16 protein-coding genes are annotated in these 18918 nt (G+C 47.5%); 10 read left to right on the top strand and 6 right to left on the bottom strand.

Annotation, left to right across the window (positions count from 1 at the left end; genetic code table 11):
- Positions 1-47 precede the first annotated feature (47 nt).
- The 3 genes from K300_RS0102290 to K300_RS0102280 are packed head-to-tail and all read right to left on the bottom strand — an operon-like array spanning position 48 to position 2772.
- Complete coding sequence (locus tag K300_RS0102290; protein ID WP_026836245.1) at positions 48-1250, bottom strand: hypothetical protein; 1203 nt, start codon at positions 1248-1250, stop codon at positions 48-50.
- A gap of 45 nt (positions 1251-1295) precedes the next feature.
- The gene (locus K300_RS0102285; RefSeq protein WP_022850046.1) at positions 1296-1646 is read right to left on the bottom strand and encodes a DUF6394 family protein; all 351 of its coding nucleotides are present in this window, start codon (positions 1644-1646) and stop codon (positions 1296-1298) included.
- A gap of 19 nt (positions 1647-1665) precedes the next feature.
- Entirely contained in the window at positions 1666-2772 is a 1107-nt protein-coding gene (locus K300_RS0102280; RefSeq protein ID WP_022850045.1) for a potassium channel family protein, read from the bottom strand.
- A gap of 133 nt (positions 2773-2905) precedes the next feature.
- Here K300_RS0102280 and K300_RS0102275 point away from each other — a divergent pair, with 133 nt between their 5' ends.
- Positions 2906-4297 (top strand): PhoH family protein, encoded by a 1392-nt coding sequence (locus K300_RS0102275; protein WP_022850044.1) that lies wholly within the window; start codon positions 2906-2908, stop codon positions 4295-4297.
- A 269-nt stretch (positions 4298-4566) separates the two neighbouring features.
- Here the strand turns inward: K300_RS0102275 and K300_RS0102270 are convergent, their stop codons facing one another.
- Positions 4567-4953: a hypothetical protein gene (locus K300_RS0102270; protein ID WP_022850043.1), complete on the bottom strand. Its 387-nt coding sequence runs from the start codon at positions 4951-4953 to the stop codon at positions 4567-4569.
- 341 nt (positions 4954-5294) lie between these two features.
- Between K300_RS0102270 and panB the strand changes: the two genes are divergently transcribed.
- The 9 genes from panB (at position 5295) to K300_RS0102225 (ending at position 15922) form a co-directional block, all read left to right on the top strand.
- Positions 5295-6110: a 3-methyl-2-oxobutanoate hydroxymethyltransferase gene (panB, locus tag K300_RS0102265; RefSeq protein ID WP_022850042.1), complete on the top strand. Its 816-nt coding sequence runs from the start codon at positions 5295-5297 to the stop codon at positions 6108-6110.
- A 3-nt stretch (positions 6111-6113) separates the two neighbouring features.
- Positions 6114-6965 (top strand): pantoate--beta-alanine ligase, encoded by an 852-nt coding sequence (gene panC / locus K300_RS0102260; protein ID WP_022850041.1) that lies wholly within the window; start codon positions 6114-6116, stop codon positions 6963-6965.
- Complete coding sequence (gene panD, locus K300_RS0102255) at positions 6962-7330, top strand: aspartate 1-decarboxylase (RefSeq protein ID WP_022850040.1); 369 nt, start codon at positions 6962-6964, stop codon at positions 7328-7330. Before panC ends, panD begins: the two co-directional genes overlap by 4 nt.
- A gap of 70 nt (positions 7331-7400) precedes the next feature.
- Entirely contained in the window at positions 7401-7853 is a 453-nt protein-coding gene (locus K300_RS0102250; RefSeq protein WP_022850039.1) for a chemotaxis protein CheW, read from the top strand.
- Positions 7854-7856: 3 nt separating this feature from the next.
- A complete protein-coding gene (recG, locus tag K300_RS0102245) occupies positions 7857-10154 on the top strand; it encodes an ATP-dependent DNA helicase RecG (protein WP_022850038.1) in 2298 nt (765 codons plus the stop codon).
- Between the two features lie 46 nt (positions 10155-10200).
- The gene (locus K300_RS0102240) at positions 10201-10731 is read left to right on the top strand and encodes an SWIM zinc finger family protein (RefSeq protein WP_022850037.1); all 531 of its coding nucleotides are present in this window, start codon (positions 10201-10203) and stop codon (positions 10729-10731) included.
- 287 nt (positions 10732-11018) lie between these two features.
- The gene (gene carB, locus K300_RS0102235; protein ID WP_022850036.1) at positions 11019-14228 is read left to right on the top strand and encodes a carbamoyl-phosphate synthase large subunit; all 3210 of its coding nucleotides are present in this window, start codon (positions 11019-11021) and stop codon (positions 14226-14228) included.
- Position 14229: 1 nt separating this feature from the next.
- Entirely contained in the window at positions 14230-15009 is a 780-nt protein-coding gene (locus K300_RS0102230) for a dihydroorotate dehydrogenase electron transfer subunit (RefSeq protein ID WP_022850035.1), read from the top strand.
- Position 15010: 1 nt separating this feature from the next.
- Positions 15011-15922 (top strand): dihydroorotate dehydrogenase, encoded by a 912-nt coding sequence (locus K300_RS0102225; RefSeq protein WP_022850034.1) that lies wholly within the window; start codon positions 15011-15013, stop codon positions 15920-15922.
- Here K300_RS0102225 and K300_RS0102220 read toward each other — a convergent pair.
- Complete coding sequence (locus tag K300_RS0102220; protein WP_022850033.1) at positions 15919-16380, bottom strand: thioesterase family protein; 462 nt, start codon at positions 16378-16380, stop codon at positions 15919-15921. The genes K300_RS0102225 and K300_RS0102220 overlap by 4 nt on opposite strands.
- Positions 16377-18158, bottom strand: coding sequence for a hypothetical protein (locus K300_RS0102215; protein WP_022850032.1), 1782 nt, complete (start codon positions 18156-18158; stop codon positions 16377-16379). The genes K300_RS0102220 and K300_RS0102215 overlap by 4 nt, the downstream gene beginning before the upstream one ends.
- Positions 18159-18918: the final 760 nt, after the last annotated feature.

The following is an 18918-nucleotide window of genomic DNA, read 5'->3' as shown; positions in this document are numbered from 1 at the left end:
TAAACAAAGCCATCCTTTTATCGAATATTTCGCCAAGACGTTGCAGGTTATCTCTGATATAGCCTCCAGGAAGGGATGTTTCGGCGGAGAGGCCCTTTTCCGCCAATTCCAGAAACCGGGAACGGGTATATTTTCGGCTGTCTGGCATTTCGTGCCCAATCATACAGATGGTTTCGGTATATGTCAACATCTGAAAAGGAGAATATATTCTTAAGGGCTGTCAAAAGCAGGATAAGAGGCTCGTAATAGTTTTCACTCGCCCTCAGCGGAGAGAGGCGTAAATGGGCGAACTCTACGGTGAACTTAAGGCCTTCACGGTTTATTCTGTCCCGTATAACAGCCGTACCCTTCACATCGCCGTCCAGTATCCTCTTTTCTACAACCCTGCCGTTCTCCCTTCTCAGATCGCCACTCATCATCATGAAAAGGAGCACATCTTCGAACTTCGGTTCAATATTGGGAGTGCGACTGTCGATTTCAAGGGATAAATGCAGGCTGTGGGGCTTAACCGGTGTGAAGAACAGGGATTCCTTGATCAATCCCCCTGCAAGGGAAGCGGAGGAGGTTAGGGGACCTGTAAAGCCTCCGGATGGGATAAAGGTGTACTCAAGGAAGCCACCTTTTTTTATGTACTGCTTCATAGAGTAATTGGAATCGATGTATGCACCGAAGCGCCAGAGGAATTTAAGCAGGTGGTAATGGTGGTACTTTGAGAAGTTTCGGAAAGGGTAAACACCCTGCTCAAAGAAGTTTCCGGCTCTTGTTCCCACATTGGAAAACTCCAGCTCAATCCCGATGGGGGTCAAGCCGTCTATCATCCGTTCCGGTATCCTCTCAAAACGTGCCTCTTTGAGGAAGGTGTTAACACGCCTGTTTGCCGTGTTTATAAGGTTTTCTATGCTGTCATCCCTGTTTGGATGATATGAAAAGATATCAAGATTCCTGTTATAGTCGTGCAAAGCGAAATATGTGGCCGGAGCGAAGGGTGAAAACCGCTTATCTGACAGTCTGCAAAGGTGTTTCAGCCTTCTTTCGTAATACTTGCCAAGCAGATTGACGCAGAGTACGCTGTAGAGGAAGTCGAGGTATGCGGGATGCCACTCATCCTCCTTGTGATACTTTAGTTTAGAAAGGTATTTTAGTTCTTTTCTGCTCGCTTCTTTAAGCTTCTCGTGACGGTTTGTACTGGTTATGCGCTTGTAGTAGTTTCTCCCTGCAAGCAGATAAAAGAACGCAGTTCTATTGTCCATATCATATCGTACACTCCCTGCTCACTGGTTTTCAATCCTTTCTTCTCAGAATTCTTCCGGGTTTTTGTAACCCGCTATGAGGTCTATAAGAACAATAATGAGCGAGATTACGTTAGCCACCGCAGCTCCGGCAGCAAGCCCGAGAACAAGGCTCATGCGGGCGTTGTTAAAATAGAGTACAGCCGCAGGAATAAGGTGAAGATTGGCGGCGAAAGCCGTTGCCAGAAGCTCCGCGGCGAGGATCTTCTTAACATTGAATTTCATAACAGCCGCTATCAGGTTTACCCCCACAGCTATCACAAGCTGATAGGGATCCTGGCCGAATATAAAGCCTACGTTTGTTGTTAGTGCTATGAAAATAAAGAAATCGGACCAGACTCTTCCCCATTCTATCATATTGTTAATCCTCCATAAATTACGATGCTAGAAGCTTCTTTGCCTTATTGAGCGATGATGGTGTTCCCAGCAGGATAAGTGAATATCCTGCTTTAAGCACGATGTCTCCGGGAGGTGCAACCTTCATCTTCCCTTCCTTGTTGGATATAGCGACGATGGTTGCGCCTGTATTCTCACGAACGCCAGTCTCCTTGAGTGCCTTTCCTGTAACATCCGATGATTCGCTAAGCTGCAACTCGATGATATCAATATCTGTGCGCTCCCCGTAGGCTATCTTTTCGAGGAAGCCTGAAAGAACGGGGGAGGGGGGATGAAGTACGTATGACAGGATCCTCCGGCCCGTGGTAACAGCCGGGACGATAACCTCGTTTGCGCCGAGGAGCTTCATCTTGTCACGGTCGTATTCGCTCAGCGCTGTGGCGTATATGGTGAAATTATCCTTATCAGGGCGCAGGAGCCTCGCTGTAACGATTACGGCAATGTCCGTAGTACCTTCCTCGTAGGCGGTTATAAGCCCCCTCGCATCATCGATATTCAGACCGAGAAGCACATCCCGTCTGTGCGGCTCGGCAAACACATAGAACTCAACCCCGGAGTTTTCAATGTTCTTATCACAGCTTGTTTCAGAACAGGCTACGATGAAGGGTATACCTCTCCTGCGGAAGTTCCGGATTATCTCTTTTGTGGTATCGTTGTATCCGCAGATGATGAAATGGTTTTTAAGCTGTTCCATCTTTGAATATTTCCTCCAGTATCTGTAGATTGAGCGCAGATCCCCCTGTAGAAGAACCTGAACTGTGGCAGCAAGGCCGTAGAAGTAAACAAGGGGGAAGGCGAGCATGACAAAGACAACCATAAACACCCTGTTCATGGTGATATTGCTGTTGTAGCCCTCTGTGAATCCGATGGTGCTGAATGTTATGAGAGTGTGGAACAGATAGTTGAGAACACTTTTACCGTCGGTATCCTTATTGATGATCATCAGAGAGAGAACACCGATTGTTGTGAAGAAGATCACCGTCATGAGGGGGAGGCGTAGATTACCCAGAACATCGTACAGCTTCTCCTCATAAATCCTTTTAAAACTTACCGGCTTAACATTTCTATAACCGTCTTTCTCAGCCAAAACCCGCTCCGGTGCCCTAAATTTCTGCCTTGATTAAAAGATACCAAACACACAATGATTTGTAAAACTGTTGCTTGACATTTTGGCGTTCACCGATAAAAATTTAGTATAGTCTATGAGTCCGGAGTGGTTGATGCCCAAAATAAAGAACTTCGTGGTTGACACTAATGTCATCCTCTATTCCCCCAAGGCCCTCGAAACATTCGAAAACAACAACATTTACATGCCCGCAGTAGTTCTTGAAGAGCTTGACTCCTTCAAGAAAAACGTTGATCTCAACGGCTATAACGCAAGGGAGTTCATCCGCAGAATCGAAGAATACCGCATGGCTGGTGACCTTCAAAAGGGCATTAAGCTCGATTCAGGCGGTAAGCTCTATATCGCTTTCCACGATCAGGAGTCGAGAAGCCTTATCCCCGATGAGTTTGAGCGAAAGAACGATAATCTAATCCTGAGCCTTGCCATGAAGCTCAAGAAATCGAAGCGTAACGAGACGGTGGTTATATCAAAGGATGTTAACCTCCGACTCAAGGCCAACGCGCTCGGGATTAAAGCGGAGGACTACTACCACGAACGAAGAGGAAGCTTCCTTGATAACACAAACGATGAACTCATCGTTGCGGATTCCTACCTTAACGAGCTGCGAAACTCCCATGAGATGCATCTTCCTGCTGAGATTTACGGTATTGACTCCGAGGAGTTTCAGCCAAGGGCAAACGAGTATTTCATCCTGAAAAGCTCAGAGAACCCCGGTTTAAGCGTATACGTGAAATATATTGAGACACCCGAAGGTGAGCGGTATTTTCAAACCCTCAAGATGGAGGAGACCGACAACGTCTACGGTATAAAGCCGGCAAATAGAAAGCAGAGGTATCTACTTGATACACTACTGGATCCTGAGATCGATATAGTCTTTGCCATCGGTATTGCTGGTACTGGTAAAACCCTCCTTGCCCTTTGTGCAGGTCTTAATGCAGTGCTGAGCGAAGGGCTGTACAAGCGTATGGTTGTTACACGCTCACCCATCCCCATGGGAAGGGATCTCGGTTATCTCCCCGGCGGCATATCAGAGAAGCTGGATCCCTGGCTTAAACCGATTTACGACAACCTCGAGTTCATCATAAGCAGGGGGAACGTAAGCGAAGGTAAGGACGGTGTAACCCATAAGAATCAACTGAACAACATGACAATAGAGTATCTTAAGGATGCAAACCTCCTTGAGATAGAAGCGCTTACGTATATCAGGGGAAGGACTCTCATGGATACCTTTGTGGTTATCGATGAGGCCCAAAACCTCAGCCCCCATGAGATGAAGACCATCATAACAAGAGCAGGGCACAACACGAAGATCGTTTTTACCGGTGATCTTAAGCAGATCGACAATCCTTATCTTACAGAGCTTGATAACGGCCTTATAAACGCATCAGAGAAGTTTACTTCATCTAAGTTTGCACACTGCTCAACGGTTTATCTGGATAAGGGCGAGCGAAGCAGGCTTGCTTCCGAGGCAGCAAAAGTGCTTTAGGATGGGCTTCTGTTTATTTAATCTGGGAAATTCATCATCCGATTTTATCTATGGAATTTACCATCCATGGAAATTCCATTGTTGTTCGAGCGGGGGAACCCCGCTCTCTCGTACTTCCGGCTACATAAATTGAATACAATTCAATTTAGTTTCGCCTACAGGGCTTCCATCCATGGAAGCCTTTTGTATATCAACCTTTAATATATACCCCAAATTTGTTTTTAAGGGGTTCTTAAGGAGAGCTTTTTACATAAAAATTTCCCCTTACATTAATCTGGGAAATTCATCATCCTGAGAATTTCCCTGCCGCTACGCTTGGCAAAGCCTTCGCTCCGCTTACTTCCGTTACAGAATATGAAGCATAGCTCCATATTCTTCACTTCAGGGCTTCCATCCATATGACTTGGGAAATTCATCATCCTGAGAATTTCCCTGCCGCTACGTTCGGCAAAGCCTTCGCTCCGCTTACTTCCGTTACAGAATATGAAGCATAGCTCCATATTCTTCACTTCAGGGCTTCCATCCATATGACTTGGGAAATTCATCATCCTGAGAATTTCCCTGCCGCTACGCTTGGCAAAGCCTTCGCTCCACTTACTTCCGTTACAGAATATGAAGCATAGCTCCATATTCTTCACTTCAGGGCTTCCATCCATGGAAGCCTTTTGTATATCAACCTTAAATATATACCCCAAATTTGTTTTTAAGGGGTTCTTAAGGGGAACTTTTTACATAAAAATTTCCCCTTACATTAATCTGTGAATTTCCATCCATATAATCTGGAAAATTCTCAGGATTATGAATTTCCCAGATTATAAAGAAAAATCAAGGGAAGGATTTATCTTAGATAGATTTAGATATTGACATAATCCGATAAACTCCATATACATAGGACTGCTTGGATCCCGGACGGGACCGAGACGCTTTCCCATATAAGTACCCTTATGTGTCTTTAAGCCTCTCGATCTGCGTCCAAACTGCATAAGGGGAAGCCTGAATGAGCAAACACTCTGAAATCAAGAAGATAACAGTTAATCACTTCGCAAAGATGAAGCAGGAGAATGAGAAGATCACCTGCCTCACAGCCTACGACTACACCTCTGCTATGATACTTGACGAAGCAGGCATTGAGCTTGTTTTGGTTGGAGATTCCCTAGGCGTTGTTATGAATGGCTACGAGAACACTATTCCTGTAACGTTGGACGAGGTTATATACCACACAAAGGCCGTTAAAAGAGGGCTCAAACGCTCCTTTCTTGTGCTTGATATGCCGTTTGGGACATACCATGAAAGTGAGGAAAAAGCGCTTACAAACTGCATCAGGGCCATTAAAGAGAGCGGTGCTGAAGCGGTTAAGATAGAGGGGGGCGCAGAGAAGGCTCCTTTGGTGAAGAAACTGGTTAATTCCGGTATAAACGTGATGGGGCATATCGGACTTATGCCTCAGAGTATTCATACCATGGGTGGCTTCAAGGTGCAGGGTCGTGACGGTGTTGAAAAGTACATTGAAGATGCTAAGGCCCTTGAGGAAGCCGGAATTTTCTCTCTGGTACTCGAAGGACTTGTGGCGGATGTCGCAACATCTGTAACTAAAGCGGTTGATATACCCACCATAGGCATCGGCGCAGGGAAGGGGTGTGACGGTCAGATCCTTGTTTTCCATGATGTCTTCGGCCTCTTCGATGACTTCATTCCAAAGTTTGTTAAAAGATATGCGGACGCAAAAACAGAACTTGTGAAGGCGGCTCAGGACTATATTGGAGACGTCAAAAGCTCAGTATTCCCAGATGATAAGCACAGTTACCTGAGGTAATATATGAAGACAGTTTCAAAGATAGAAGATATAAGAAAAGAGCTGAACAAAGCACGCATGGATGGCCTGCGCATAGGGTTTGTCCCGACGATGGGTTTCCTCCATGAAGGTCATTTGAGCCTTGTGCGTAAATGCAGGGATGAGAACGATATTGTTGTCGTAAGCATCTTTGTAAACCCCGCCCAGTTCGGTGCAGGGGAGGATCTGGACAGTTATCCTTCGGACATTAAGCGTGACACAGCTCTCCTTGAGGCGGCTGGAACAAACATACTCTTCCTCCCCGAGCGCGAGGAGATATACCCCGAGGGGTTTTCCACAAATATATCCGTTGCCGGTGTGAGTGATGGACTGTGCGGACGTTCCCGCCCCGGTCATTTTGATGGGGTATGCACCGTTGTGACCAAACTGCTGAATATTGTTCAGCCGGAGAGGGCATATTTCGGCGAGAAGGATTACCAGCAGCTGCAGGTCATTAAGAGGCTCGCCAGGGATCTTAACATCCCGTCGGAGATAATAGGCGGTTCAATTATCCGTGAGGATGACGGTCTCGCCATGAGCTCCCGAAATGTATACCTTACCCCTGAGCAGAGGGAGTCCGCATTGAGTTTGAACCGTTCATTTAAAGTCGTTCAAGATGCCCTGAAAGAGGGAGTTGAGGATGTATCAGAGCTGAGGGCGGATGTGGAGGAGTTCATTAACTCACATGAGTATGCAAGAATAGATTATATCGAGTTTGTAGATCCGGAGTTCCTTAGACCTGTAAGAAAGATAGAGGGAGATTTCCTCATGGCTTTGGCGGTGTATGTCGGCAAGGCAAGACTAATAGATAATAACTACTTCGAGGTGCAGAAATGATGGTACACATGTTTAAATCAAAGCTCCACAGAGCAACCGTAACCGACGCAGACCTTCACTATGAAGGGAGCATAGGCATAGATAAGAACCTTATGGAAGCGGCTAACATCCGTGAGTATGAGAAGGTTGATATCTGGAACATCAACAACGGCGCACGCTTTTCCACCTACGTTATTGAGGGTGAGAGAGGAAGCGGCCAGATATGCCTTAACGGCGCAGCTGCAAGGCATGTACAGCACGGTGACAGAGTAATCATCGCAACCTTTTCCATGGTTGATGAAAAAGAGCTCGATAACTACCGCCCCACAGTGGTTCAGCTCGATGAAAACAATCAGATTGTTGCAAAGGACGGCGTTCTCGTTTAAGAACTCCATCTTGTTGCAAAAGCTGATGTTAACTGCTATCATCACATAAAACAAACTAGAGGTTTGAGTGATGGCCGAAATGAAGCAGATTGTCAGCCTTTCCCTGGCGGGGGAGAAATACGGTATAAACATCATGGATATTGAAGAGATTATCCGTATGATGGAGATCACAAGAGTTCCGAAGGCTCCCCCCTTTGTTGAAGGGATAATTAACCTCAGAGGGCAGGTTATCCCCATCGTGGACTTGCGTAATAAGCTGGGCCTGCCCGTTCCCGAAGAGGATCATAACACTCGTATTATAAATGTGGGCATATCCGGGCGGAAGCTCGGCTTTGTCGTTGATAAGGTTGATGAGGTTCTCAGGCTGGATCCCGGCGTTGTGGATAAGGCTCCAGCGGTTTCCATGAATGTGGATTCCAACTATATCGAAGGTGTGGCCAGAACAGAAAACGGTATGATCATCATCCTTGAAGTTCACAACATCTTCTCCACAAGGGAATCCAATCAGCTTAACGCCTTTTAGTGAATGGCCTCACAGTTTGCCAGACTAAGGAAAATATCATCCGAAATTGATAAAAACCGGTCGGATTATCTGAAGGATCCGGCCCGTTATCTTGAACCCGCCCTTGAGCTCCTGCGTAAAACCAATCTAAAACTAGCCTCCGATGCCGAAAGATTATTGGAATCGGAGGATGCTGATTCGAAATCTCTGGAGAACTTCATTTCGGAGATGAATATATTCCTAGCCTCATCCCAGGCATCCTCTGGCTCGGCACTTCTTCTGCAGACATCTCTGCACGTTATCAAAGGTATAGGGGAAAAAAAGGCGGAATCACTGTCGAAATTCGGGCTTAACACCGTGGAGGACGCTCTACTGCATTTTCCTTTCAGGTATGAGGCAGTGGGGTACGAAGAGGGTGAGCGCAGAGTAATGAGCGGAACCCTTGAAACCAGACAGAAGACCTTCACGAGGGGGCGTAAAGCTGTATACAGGGCGATATTTCGCAACGAAAACGGCTTTTTCAGCGCATTATGGTTCAACTTCAATGCACGTTACCCCGCAAACGCTCTGGTAGAAGGGCGTAAATACCACTTGTACGGCAATGTCTCAAGGTATGATGGAGCCCCTTCGGTGGTGCACCCCGAGTTTATCGATGAAAGCGAGATAGGCCGTGTTCGCCCGGTGTACAGCCTTCCTGCAAACGTAGGGCAGAAGCCGTTTAACTCCGCCATGAATATGATGATAGAGCAGTACCTCCCCCACATGCCCGATACCCTTCCGGTTCGGCTGGCGGATAAATACGACTTTCCAGAGATCCGTTCCGCTGTTAAAACCCTCCACATGCCGGACGACAGGCATATTATACCGAAGCTAATGATGCGGACCCATCCGGCATATGAGCGGTTTGTCTATGAGGAGCTTTTCTATATCCAGCTCGGTCTGTTGATGAAGAAAGACACCTACGCCTCTGTGCCGGGTATATGCTTTGATATAAAGAGGGAGTATCTGGACGAGGTGGCGGAGATAATGCCCTTCAAGCTTACCAACGCCCAGAAGAAGGTACTTGCGGACATATTCAACGATATGAAGAGCACCAAACAGATGAACCGCCTTATACAGGGGGATGTGGGGAGCGGAAAGACCATAGTCTCCTTCATTTCGGGGATAATGGCTGTGAAAAACGGTCATCAGGTTGCTGTTATCGCACCTACGGAGGTTTTGGCCGAACAGCACTATATAAACCTGCAGAAGTTCCTCGAGGGAACCGGATTCACCGCCGCACTGCTGACAGGCTCGGTGGGAAGCCGTGATAAAAGGGAGACAAGGGAGCTTATAGCCTCCGGTTCGGTGGATTTCGTCGTGGGAACCCATGCCGTTATTCAGGAGGATATCCTTTTTCATAAGCTTGGTCTCGCCATTATCGATGAACAGCACCGCTTCGGCGTGCTCCAGCGCAAAACTCTGGTAGATAAAGGGTATAATCCTGACATCGTCCTCATGACGGCAACGCCTATCCCCAGAACGCTTTCCCTCACTTTCTACGGTGATCTCGATGTAAGCATAATAGACAGCCTGCCTCCTGGGCGTAAGCCTATTGTCACCAAAGCTTACCCTGAGAAGAAGCAGAGCGAAGCTCTTAAGCTTGTTCAGAAGGAACTAGATGCAGGTCGAAAGGCTTATTTCATATACCCGCTCATAGAAACCAGCGAGAAGATGGAGCTTAAAGCGGCGGTGGCCAGCTATGAACAGATAGCCTCTGTCTTTGGCGAGGAACGTGTCGGGCTTCTCCACGGCCGTATGAAGGGGGAGGAGAAACGGGAGCTGATGCACCGCTTTAAACACGGAAGTATCGATATCCTCGTATCCACAACGGTTATCGAGGTGGGTGTGGACGTTCCCGATGCCACTGTTATGGTTATAGAGAATGCCGAGCGTTTCGGTCTCTCCCAGCTGCACCAGCTTCGGGGAAGGGTGGGGCGTGGTGCGGAGCAGTCCTACTGCTGTCTTATATACTCCGGCGATATCAGCGAAGAGGGGAAGATACGCATCGATGCCATGGTTAAGCACACGGACGGATTTAAATTAAGCGAGATAGACCTTGAAATAAGGGGACCCGGTGATTTTTTCGGTACGAGACAGTCAGGTTTACCACGGTTTAGGTTTTCAAATATCGTAAAAGATGTCAAAATATTACAGAAGGCAAGAAGGGATGCAGAAGATATTCTCGCTTCGGACCCTTCACTCGACGCCCCGGCATCGAAAGTTCTTGTCCAGACGCTGAAAACACGCTGGAACGGGATTGACTTTTTAAATGTCGGGTAATAAAGTGACTGATGAAGCGGGAACAATGAATAACGGAGGGTCGCCGATGCAGCTGCCGAAACTGAGCGAAGAACAGCTCAAAAACATTTCCACCCCCATCAATCTTCAAAGAGCGGAAAACTATGTTGGAAAATTTGTGGACTGCTCCATCGAAGGAAACGTGCTTAAGGGCACAATCAAAGGCAACCACGGTTCCTATACCTCGGAACTGGTCATAGACACGGATCCCATTGAATTCAAATGCGACTGTGAGAATGCGAAGGAGGTTTTCTGTAAGCACGCCGCTGCACTCGGGCTTACTTACATATACACCCCCTGGGTGTTTGCCTCGGAGAAGATTGAGCGAAGCAAGATAAACAGCTTTGAGGATATCAAGTTCTATATAAAGACCACCACACTTAAGGAATTAATAGAGGAATTGAGGGGTAAATCCATTGGCTCTGCCCAGATAGCAGAGCTTAACGGTATATCTCTTCAGCAGCTCTCGGCCATTGTTAAGGACGATCTGAGCGGTAAGCACCATACGCTCACCGACCCCCTCAAGCTGGCCTGTCTGTATCTGCTTGAAAAACAGTAAAAGCTTTTAAATAAAGGGCTCCTTTTTGGAGCCTTTTTTTTCGCCTTCTTATGTTGTAATATATCGCTTAATCTGCTATAAATCTCAAATTTTGCCCCTGTTTAAGAACGGATGTTCCTGCTGGGATAGATTAAGATTGGGCTTTATCTGACAATGCTATATATCAAATAGATAAAGTAATAACATAAGTAGCTCCGGTTAAGATTACTCAGTTTGACATATACTGGAGATGCTAAGAATGAAAGAACATACATATACAGTGCTTTCCTATATATCGAGGGGGTTTTATGCCTAAAAGAGAAGACATTAAAAGCGTTCTTGTTATCGGTTCCGGTCCAATTGTAATCGGTCAGGCCTGCGAGTTTGACTATTCCGGAACCCAGGCCGTCAAGGCTCTAAAAGAGGAGGGTTACCGGGTTATTCTTATCAACTCAAACCCAGCAACCATTATGACCGACCCTGAGATTGCGGATGCAACATACATTGAGCCCCTCACCGTGGCAGTGCTCGATTCCATCCTTGAGCGTGAGAAGCCGGACGCCGTACTCCCCACCGTTGGAGGGCAGACAGCACTCAACCTTGCCCTTGATGCCCATGAAGAGGGAGTTTTGAGCAAACACGGCGTTGAGCTTATCGGTGCAAATATACAGGCTATAAAGAAGGCAGAGGACAGGGACCTCTTCAAGAAGGCTATGTCCAAGATAGGGCTCGGGATGCCGATGAGTGCCGTCGTTAATTCCTACGAAGAGGCGATGGATGCCATTAAGGATATTGGCTTTCCCGCCATCATCCGCCCCTCATACACCCTCGGCGGAACTGGTGGTAACGTTGCCTACAATATTGAAGAATACAGGGATTACGTGGAATGGGGTCTTGAGGCATCTCCTGTCCATGAGATACTTGTGGAGGAATCCGCCCTCGGCTGGAAGGAGTACGAGCTTGAGGTTATGCGGGACAAGGCGGATAACGTTGTAATAATCTGTTCCATCGAAAACTTCGATGCCATGGGTGTACACACCGGTGACAGTATCACTGTAGCCCCCGCCCAGACCCTCACTGATAAGGAGTATCAGGAACTCAGAGATGCGGCCATAAAGGTTATACGTGAGATAGGAGTTGATACCGGAGGTTCAAACGTACAGTTTGCCGTAGAACCCTCCACAGGAAGACAGATCATCATTGAGATGAATCCGAGGGTATCAAGAAGCTCCGCCCTTGCCTCAAAGGCTACCGGCTTCCCCATAGCCAAGATTGCGGCGAAGCTCGCTGTGGGCTACACGCTGGACGAACTCCCCAACGATATCACAAAGAAGACGCCGGCATCCTTCGAGCCCTCCATAGACTACTGCGTGGTCAAATACCCCAGATTCACCTTTGAGAAGTTCCCCGGAAGTGACGACAGGCTCACAACCCAGATGAAGTCCGTCGGTGAGGTTATGTCCATAGGCAGAACCTTCAAGGAATCCCTCCAGAAGGCTATCTGCTCACTTGAGATAAATAGGTACGGCTTCGATGAGATCTTCAGCGAAGAGGAACTCAAAACAGAAAAGGCACACGAAGAGATTGATAAATACCTCAAACGCCCCACAGACCGGCGCATGTTTTACATAGGCGAGGCGTTCCGTGCGGGTTACTCACTTGAGGATATCCACACATTCACCAGCATAGATCCTTGGTTCCTCTATAACATCCAGGAGATCATCGACTTTGAGAAGGATATAAAGGATGCCGGAAGCCTTGAGAATTTTACAGAGATGAGAAGGGCCAAGGAGATGGGCTTTACGGACAGAAGGCTGGCTAAGCTCCTGAAAACCGATGAAGACACCATACGCAACTCCCGGGACAAGGCAGTCTACAAGCGAGTGGACACCTGTGCGGCAGAGTTTGAATCACACACGCCTTATCTCTATTCTACATTCGAACGTGAGTGTGAATCCGAGCCCACCGACAGGAAGAAGATAATAATCCTCGGCGGAGGCCCCAACAGGATAGGGCAGGGGATAGAGTTCGACTACTGCTGTGTCCACGCCTCCTTCGCCCTTGAAGAGGCTGGCTACGAGACAATCATGGTGAACTGCAACCCCGAAACGGTGAGTACCGATTACGACACCTCCGACAGGCTCTACTTCGAACCCCTCACAAAGGAGCATGTGCTCAATATAGTGGAGAAGGAGAAACCGGTGGGTGTTATTGTCCAGTTCGGCGGCCAGACACCCCTTAAGCTCGCTGTGCCCCTTGAGAAGGCTGGTGTGCCCATCCTCGGGACATCTCCGGACAGCATCGATGCCGCAGAGGACAGAGAGCGCTTTAAGGACCTCATCAACCGTGTGGGTATCAAACAGCCCCCCAACGGCATAGCAAAGAACGATGAAGAGGCCTTCGCCATCGCAGAAGAGATTGGCTACCCCCTTGTTGTCCGCCCCTCATATGTTCTTGGCGGCAGGGCTATGGAGATATGCTACGACAGGGAATCCCTTGTTAACTATATGAAATTCGCCGTTGAGGCCAGCGAGGAGCATCCGGTGCTACTGGACAGGTTCCTTGAACACGCCGTTGAGATGGATGTGGACTGTGTGAGCGACGGCGAAACAGCTGTGCTCGGCGGCATTATGCAGCATATCGAAGAGGCGGGGATACACTCCGGTGACTCCGCATGCTCCATACCCTCAAGAACGCTCACGCCGGAGATGAGGGCAGAGATCGATACCGCTACAAAGAGGATAGCAAAGGAGCTGAACGTTGTGGGTCTTATGAACGTTCAGTACGCAGTTAAGGATGAAGAGCTTTATATCATCGAAGTAAACCCCAGAGCTTCAAGAACAATCCCTTATGTCAGCAAATCCATAGGCGTTCCTCTGGCCAAGATAGCCTCAAGGGTTATGGCGGGTGAGAAGCTTAAGGATATCGGCTTCACAGAGCAGGTTATCCCCGATTACTACACCGTTAAAGAGGCTGTTTTCCCCTTCGTAAAATTTCCCGGAACGGACCTTGTTCTCGGACCTGAGATGAAGTCCACCGGCGAGGTTATGGGGATAGATAATGATTTCGGAAAGGCCTTCCATAAATCCCAGATAGCTGCAGGCAACCGGATACCGCAGTCGGGTAAGGTTTTCATTAGCGTTAAGGACTCGGCAAAGGCTCATATTCTTGATGTGGCGAAGGATCTGGTGAAGCTCGGTTTCAGTATCGTATCCACCAAGGGTACATGGGCGTACCTCAAGGAGCATGGTGTTCCTGTGGAGAAGGTTAACAAGGTGAGCGACGGACGACCTAACATCGTGGACTCCATCAAGAACCGAGATATCAGCTTCTGCATCAACATTCCCGAGGGTAAAAAGTCCAGACTGGATACCGAATCTATCCGCAGAGCTATCCTTAGCTACAATATCCCATACGTATCGACCACAGAAGCGGCGATGGCCTCCGTAACCGGCATCGAGAGCTTCAAAGAGGGGACTATGACCGTTAAACCGATACAGGAATACTACGGCGGCTGATATGAAAGGAAGAATAATCGAGAATAAGAGGCTGAACTCCAAGTACGGCCTCCTCACCATAGAATCATCCAAGTTCACCAGCAGGGCGGAAGTAGGGCAGTTTGTGATGGTAAAAACCTCCCAGCAGGACTACCTGAGCGATCCGCTCCTTCGAAGACCCCTCGGTATTATGGATATCGAGGGAGACCGCTTCAGGCTCCTTTATATGATTGTGGGGAAGGGAACCATGCTCCTCTGCGACTGTATGGGCGAGATCGGCTTCTCCGAACCTCTCGGCAACGGCTTCAAGCCCGTTAAAGAGGGGAGGGCAGCGCTTGTGGCGGGGGGTGTGGGCATCGCACCCCTTCTATGGCTTGCAAAGGAGCTCAAATCATCAGGGGTTGCTGTAGACCTCTACTACGGAGGACGCTCAGCAGAGGATATTGTTATAACAGAGGAGTTTGAGCCCTATGTCGAGAATATGTACATAACAACGGAAAACGGCGATAAGGGTGATAAGGGGCTGGTCACTGCTCCATTGGCTGTTAAGGCTGGTGATTACGATGTATGCTACTCCTGCGGTCCAAAGGGTATGCTTAAGGCTGTCAGTGAGATATGCGAAATAGCTGAAGTTCCGGCTTACGTTTCCCTGGAGGAAAGGATGGCCTGCGGTATGGGTGCCTGTCTCGGCTGTATCATCTATACGAAGGGGGATGGCGGGATAGAGCAGAAACGGTGCTGTGTTGAAGGCCCCGTTTTCGATGGAACCAAAGTTGTATGGGAATCGGTACAGGGTAAATAATATGAGCAGATTGAAGACAAATATATGCGGAGTGGAATTCAAGAACCCGGTAATCACAGCAAGCGGAACCTTCGGCTACGGCCTTGAATACTCAAAATTCATAGATATTTCCAAGCTCGGCGGAATTTCTGTTAAAGGGATCTCCCGCCATGAGGTTACGGGAAATCCGATGCCCAGAATTATGGAGACAACATCGGGAATGCTTAACGCCATCGGCCTGCAGAACGTTGGACTGGACAGGTTTCTGTCGGAAAAGCTACCCGTGCTTAGGAAATATGACACCAACATAATCGTGAACTTCTGGGGAAAGAGCATCGATGAGTACGTGGAAGTAGCTATGGCACTCGATAACGAAGATGTGGATATGCTCGAGATGAACATATCATGCCCCAACGTGAAGGAGGGGGGGATAGCCTTCGGCGCGGATCCGAAGATGACCGAGAAGGTTGTTTCCGAGTGCCGCAGAGTGGTAAAGAGTAAGCCTCTCCTCGTTAAACTCAGCCCCAACGTTACGGATATCAAACCCTTTGCCAAGGCCTGTGAGGAGGCTGGTGCGGATGGTATCAGCGCTATAAACACACTGCTCGGCATGGCTGTAAACGTGAATACAAGAAAACCCTATATATCAAATGTTACCGGCGGTTTATCAGGCCCAGCTATTAAGCCTGTGGCGATACGTATGGTTCACGAGGTCTACAAAACGGTCTCGATCCCCATTGTTGGCATCGGCGGAATCATAAACTGGCGTGATGTTGCGGAGTTCTTCCTTGTGGGCGCAAGCGGGGTGCAGATCGGTACGGCGAACTTTGTCGATCCGGAGATACCGCTGAAAATAATTGATGATCTTGAAGAATACCTTGAGAAAGAGGGCGTTGCAAATATAGCCGATCTCAAGGGTGAGGTTATTCTTTAACCCACAAGATATGTTCCGGTTCCCACGGCGATGAGCAGACCCTCATCGTTGTGGAGCTGTGTTCTTGTGACCGAGATCTTGTTTCCTGTTCTCAGAACCGTTCCGGCTGCTATGAACTCTCTCCCTCTACCGGGGCGAAGGTAATCTATTCTGAGATCAATGGTTCCGAAGGTGCTCAGCTTCTCCATAAGCTCCTCCATGCTCTTGTCCCTGAACTTGTCTATCAGGCTGAGAACAGAGGTTAACCCACCCATAACATCCAGCGTGCTGGCGATTACGCCGCCGTGGAGTATGCCCATAACGTAGTTGCCAACGAGATCCTCACGCATCTTAATGCGTATCTCCGATTCATGTATGTTCTTTATATTTACGTCCAAACCGAGAAGTCCGTTGAAAGGTATCCTCTCCTGGAATATCCTTTCAATACGCTTGATTACTTCCTCTCTAGGTTCTGTCATTTCAGATTAATCCCCCTCATGTGAGCTGCTCCGTCTATCTCTGTGTTTCCGTTTTTCAGCCGGAACTCGCTGTATACAATCTTTTCAGGGCTCTCTTCGGGCACTGCCTCAAAGGTTCCTATCGCTGCATATTTATTCGTATCACCACCAATACGGCTTACGGCAAATATCTTAAGGGATGGAACCTGAAATGGAGTACGCATCGTTTCGTAAATATGATAAACCCCTTCGGGGCGTTTGATTATCATCCCTCTATTCTGCTCCGTAACCGCAGAATTTTCCATAGCTATCATATCTTTTGCCATGGGAAGACTCAAATATTCACCGGCAGGGGTTTCGCCGTTTAGCCTTATGGCTCCTTCACTAAAAACCAGTTTAAAGGGTATTCCTTCGATTGTTCCTATGTCAACGCTCTCATTCTCCATGGAGCCCGGGTAGAGCTTTACCTCCTCCATACCTGTGGCACTTAGCATGTCAAGAGCTCGTTTTGGTTCGGTATCCTGATAACGTTCAAAGCTTGTGAGCATCGTATTTAAGGCGGGTGACTGGGCTTGAAAATGATCTTTAAGTTCAGCAAGAATTCTCGTGTATTCCATATGAGCTGCGGTGAGTCTCTCCTCAATCTCTGCTGGCAGTTTCTCCTTTTCAGTGTACGCTGCCTCAGCCTCACGTTTTGCCATAAGATACTCTGAAAATGAGGATTTAAGTTCACGCCTCAGTTGCAGAGTTAGATCAGATGCGTACAGGCTCACATCCTCAGGTTTATCGGATAATGACCTGCGGTATTCATCGAAGTCTTTGTTAATCCTGTCCATGTCAGAAGAGGTGAGGGCGTATATCTCATCTGTGGCCTTGAGAAGCACCTGTGAGGCATAGCGAGCCTTGAGCATGTTCTCTGCATAACGCTGGGCCTCTTTTCCCATCTCGAACATAACATCCTTTTTATCCAGCTTCAGCAGAAGCATACGAAGACGCCCTTCGAGCTTCTTAAGTTCAGAAAGGGTGAGATGCCCTGGTTTACCAGTGTACTCATTGTTCAGATCATATATGCTGGTGATCAGCTCATCAAAATATTCGTTGAAAGCGGGCAAGTAAGTGAGCTCAATATTCAGAACGCTTTCGTATCCTTCATCAAGGTCATCACCACCGTCATGAATAATAAAGCGTCTTGTGTCATAACTCCATTTGTCCGGGCTATGGGCCCGTATCCATATCTTCTTTTTAGGCCACTCGTCCAGTATTATCTTGGTGGCATTGGAGAAATCATCTTCATCGGGTGTTATCCCATGGAGAGGGTATATCACTTCATCAAGGATGCGGGGGAGGGTGTAAAGCATATTATAGGAGTAGCTTACGGCATTCCAAGCTGTTTTGTGAGATGCGCCTCTGCTACGCAGAGTCCTGTATCGGGGATAGATTCCGTTTACGGTATCCGGCTTATAATAATCCCCGGTTATCAGTGCGGACGCTTCACGGAACTCCATATAAGAGGATATAAGCCTGTCACGCCTGAAGATTCCTTTATCCTCAAGCCTCTGCATCAGAACACCGCCGGTATATTCGCCGAAGAGATTAAGAGCCTCCGATTCCTTATCCAGTTCGAGAAGTTCCTTCATTTTTGATGCTGTATTGTAGTCTGCAGCCTGCTTTTCGAAGAGGGGGTTTTCTTTTAGGAAGTCCTCCCAGAGGGCAGGGTAGGCGTTTGAATAATCAGCGGAATAGGACAGAGTGCTTACTAGGAATATAAACATTATTACAAGGTATTTAAGTGACTTCATGTGATAGCCCCCGAATACAATCATCATTACGATTATATCAGGTTTAGCGGTTAGATCTATATAATTTGGGAAATTCAGGGGTGCGGGGAACTTTGTTACCTATAAAGTTCTCCGGGTATTTTTACATTCATAATAACCAACTTGATTCCATCCTAACGATGAAGTTTGATATATAATAAGCCAACATGGATGTTGGCTCTGGAGGTGAAAGTAAGAACAGCTTTGGTAGTCTGCCTTTCGCCTTCAGGGCTTCCATCCTTGGAAGCCTTTTACGTATCAACCTCAAACGTATGATTAGCATAAGCTTTCATGGATGAAAGATTGCTTGCGTAAGTGAGAAGGAAGCCTCTTTCTTCGAACGGCAGAATAATTTCCATGGACGGTAAATTATTCAGATAGATAAAGGAGTTTTTGAGGGGTGCGGGGAACTTTGTTCCCTAAAAAGTTCCCTGCGATCTTTTCCTTTCATACTCTAATTAGAAATTAGTCACTAACTTGTTTGTCTTGCGCTTATGCGCCACATGCTTTTGTCGCAAAAGTATGCAAAGCAATTTCCTTGCTCGGGAAATTATTCAGATTGATTAATCTGAGGAATGCCATAGATATCATCAGACAGGGGAGAGCTCAGTTCAATAATATATTACGTCCGATAAGGTATATTATGTTATATACAGGAGGGTGTGAAAGGAGCGATGAATTTCTATGGGTGTCCGTTTTAGTCGATCCCGATATAATATGAGAACGCCAGTTCAAGATGCCT

The organism is Limisalsivibrio acetivorans, from assembly GCF_000421105.1.
GTDB lineage: Bacteria > Chrysiogenota > Deferribacteres > Deferribacterales > Geovibrionaceae > Limisalsivibrio > Limisalsivibrio acetivorans.
Note: the sequence above shows the minus strand (reverse complement) of the source record. Positions and strands in the feature narration are given on the sequence as shown.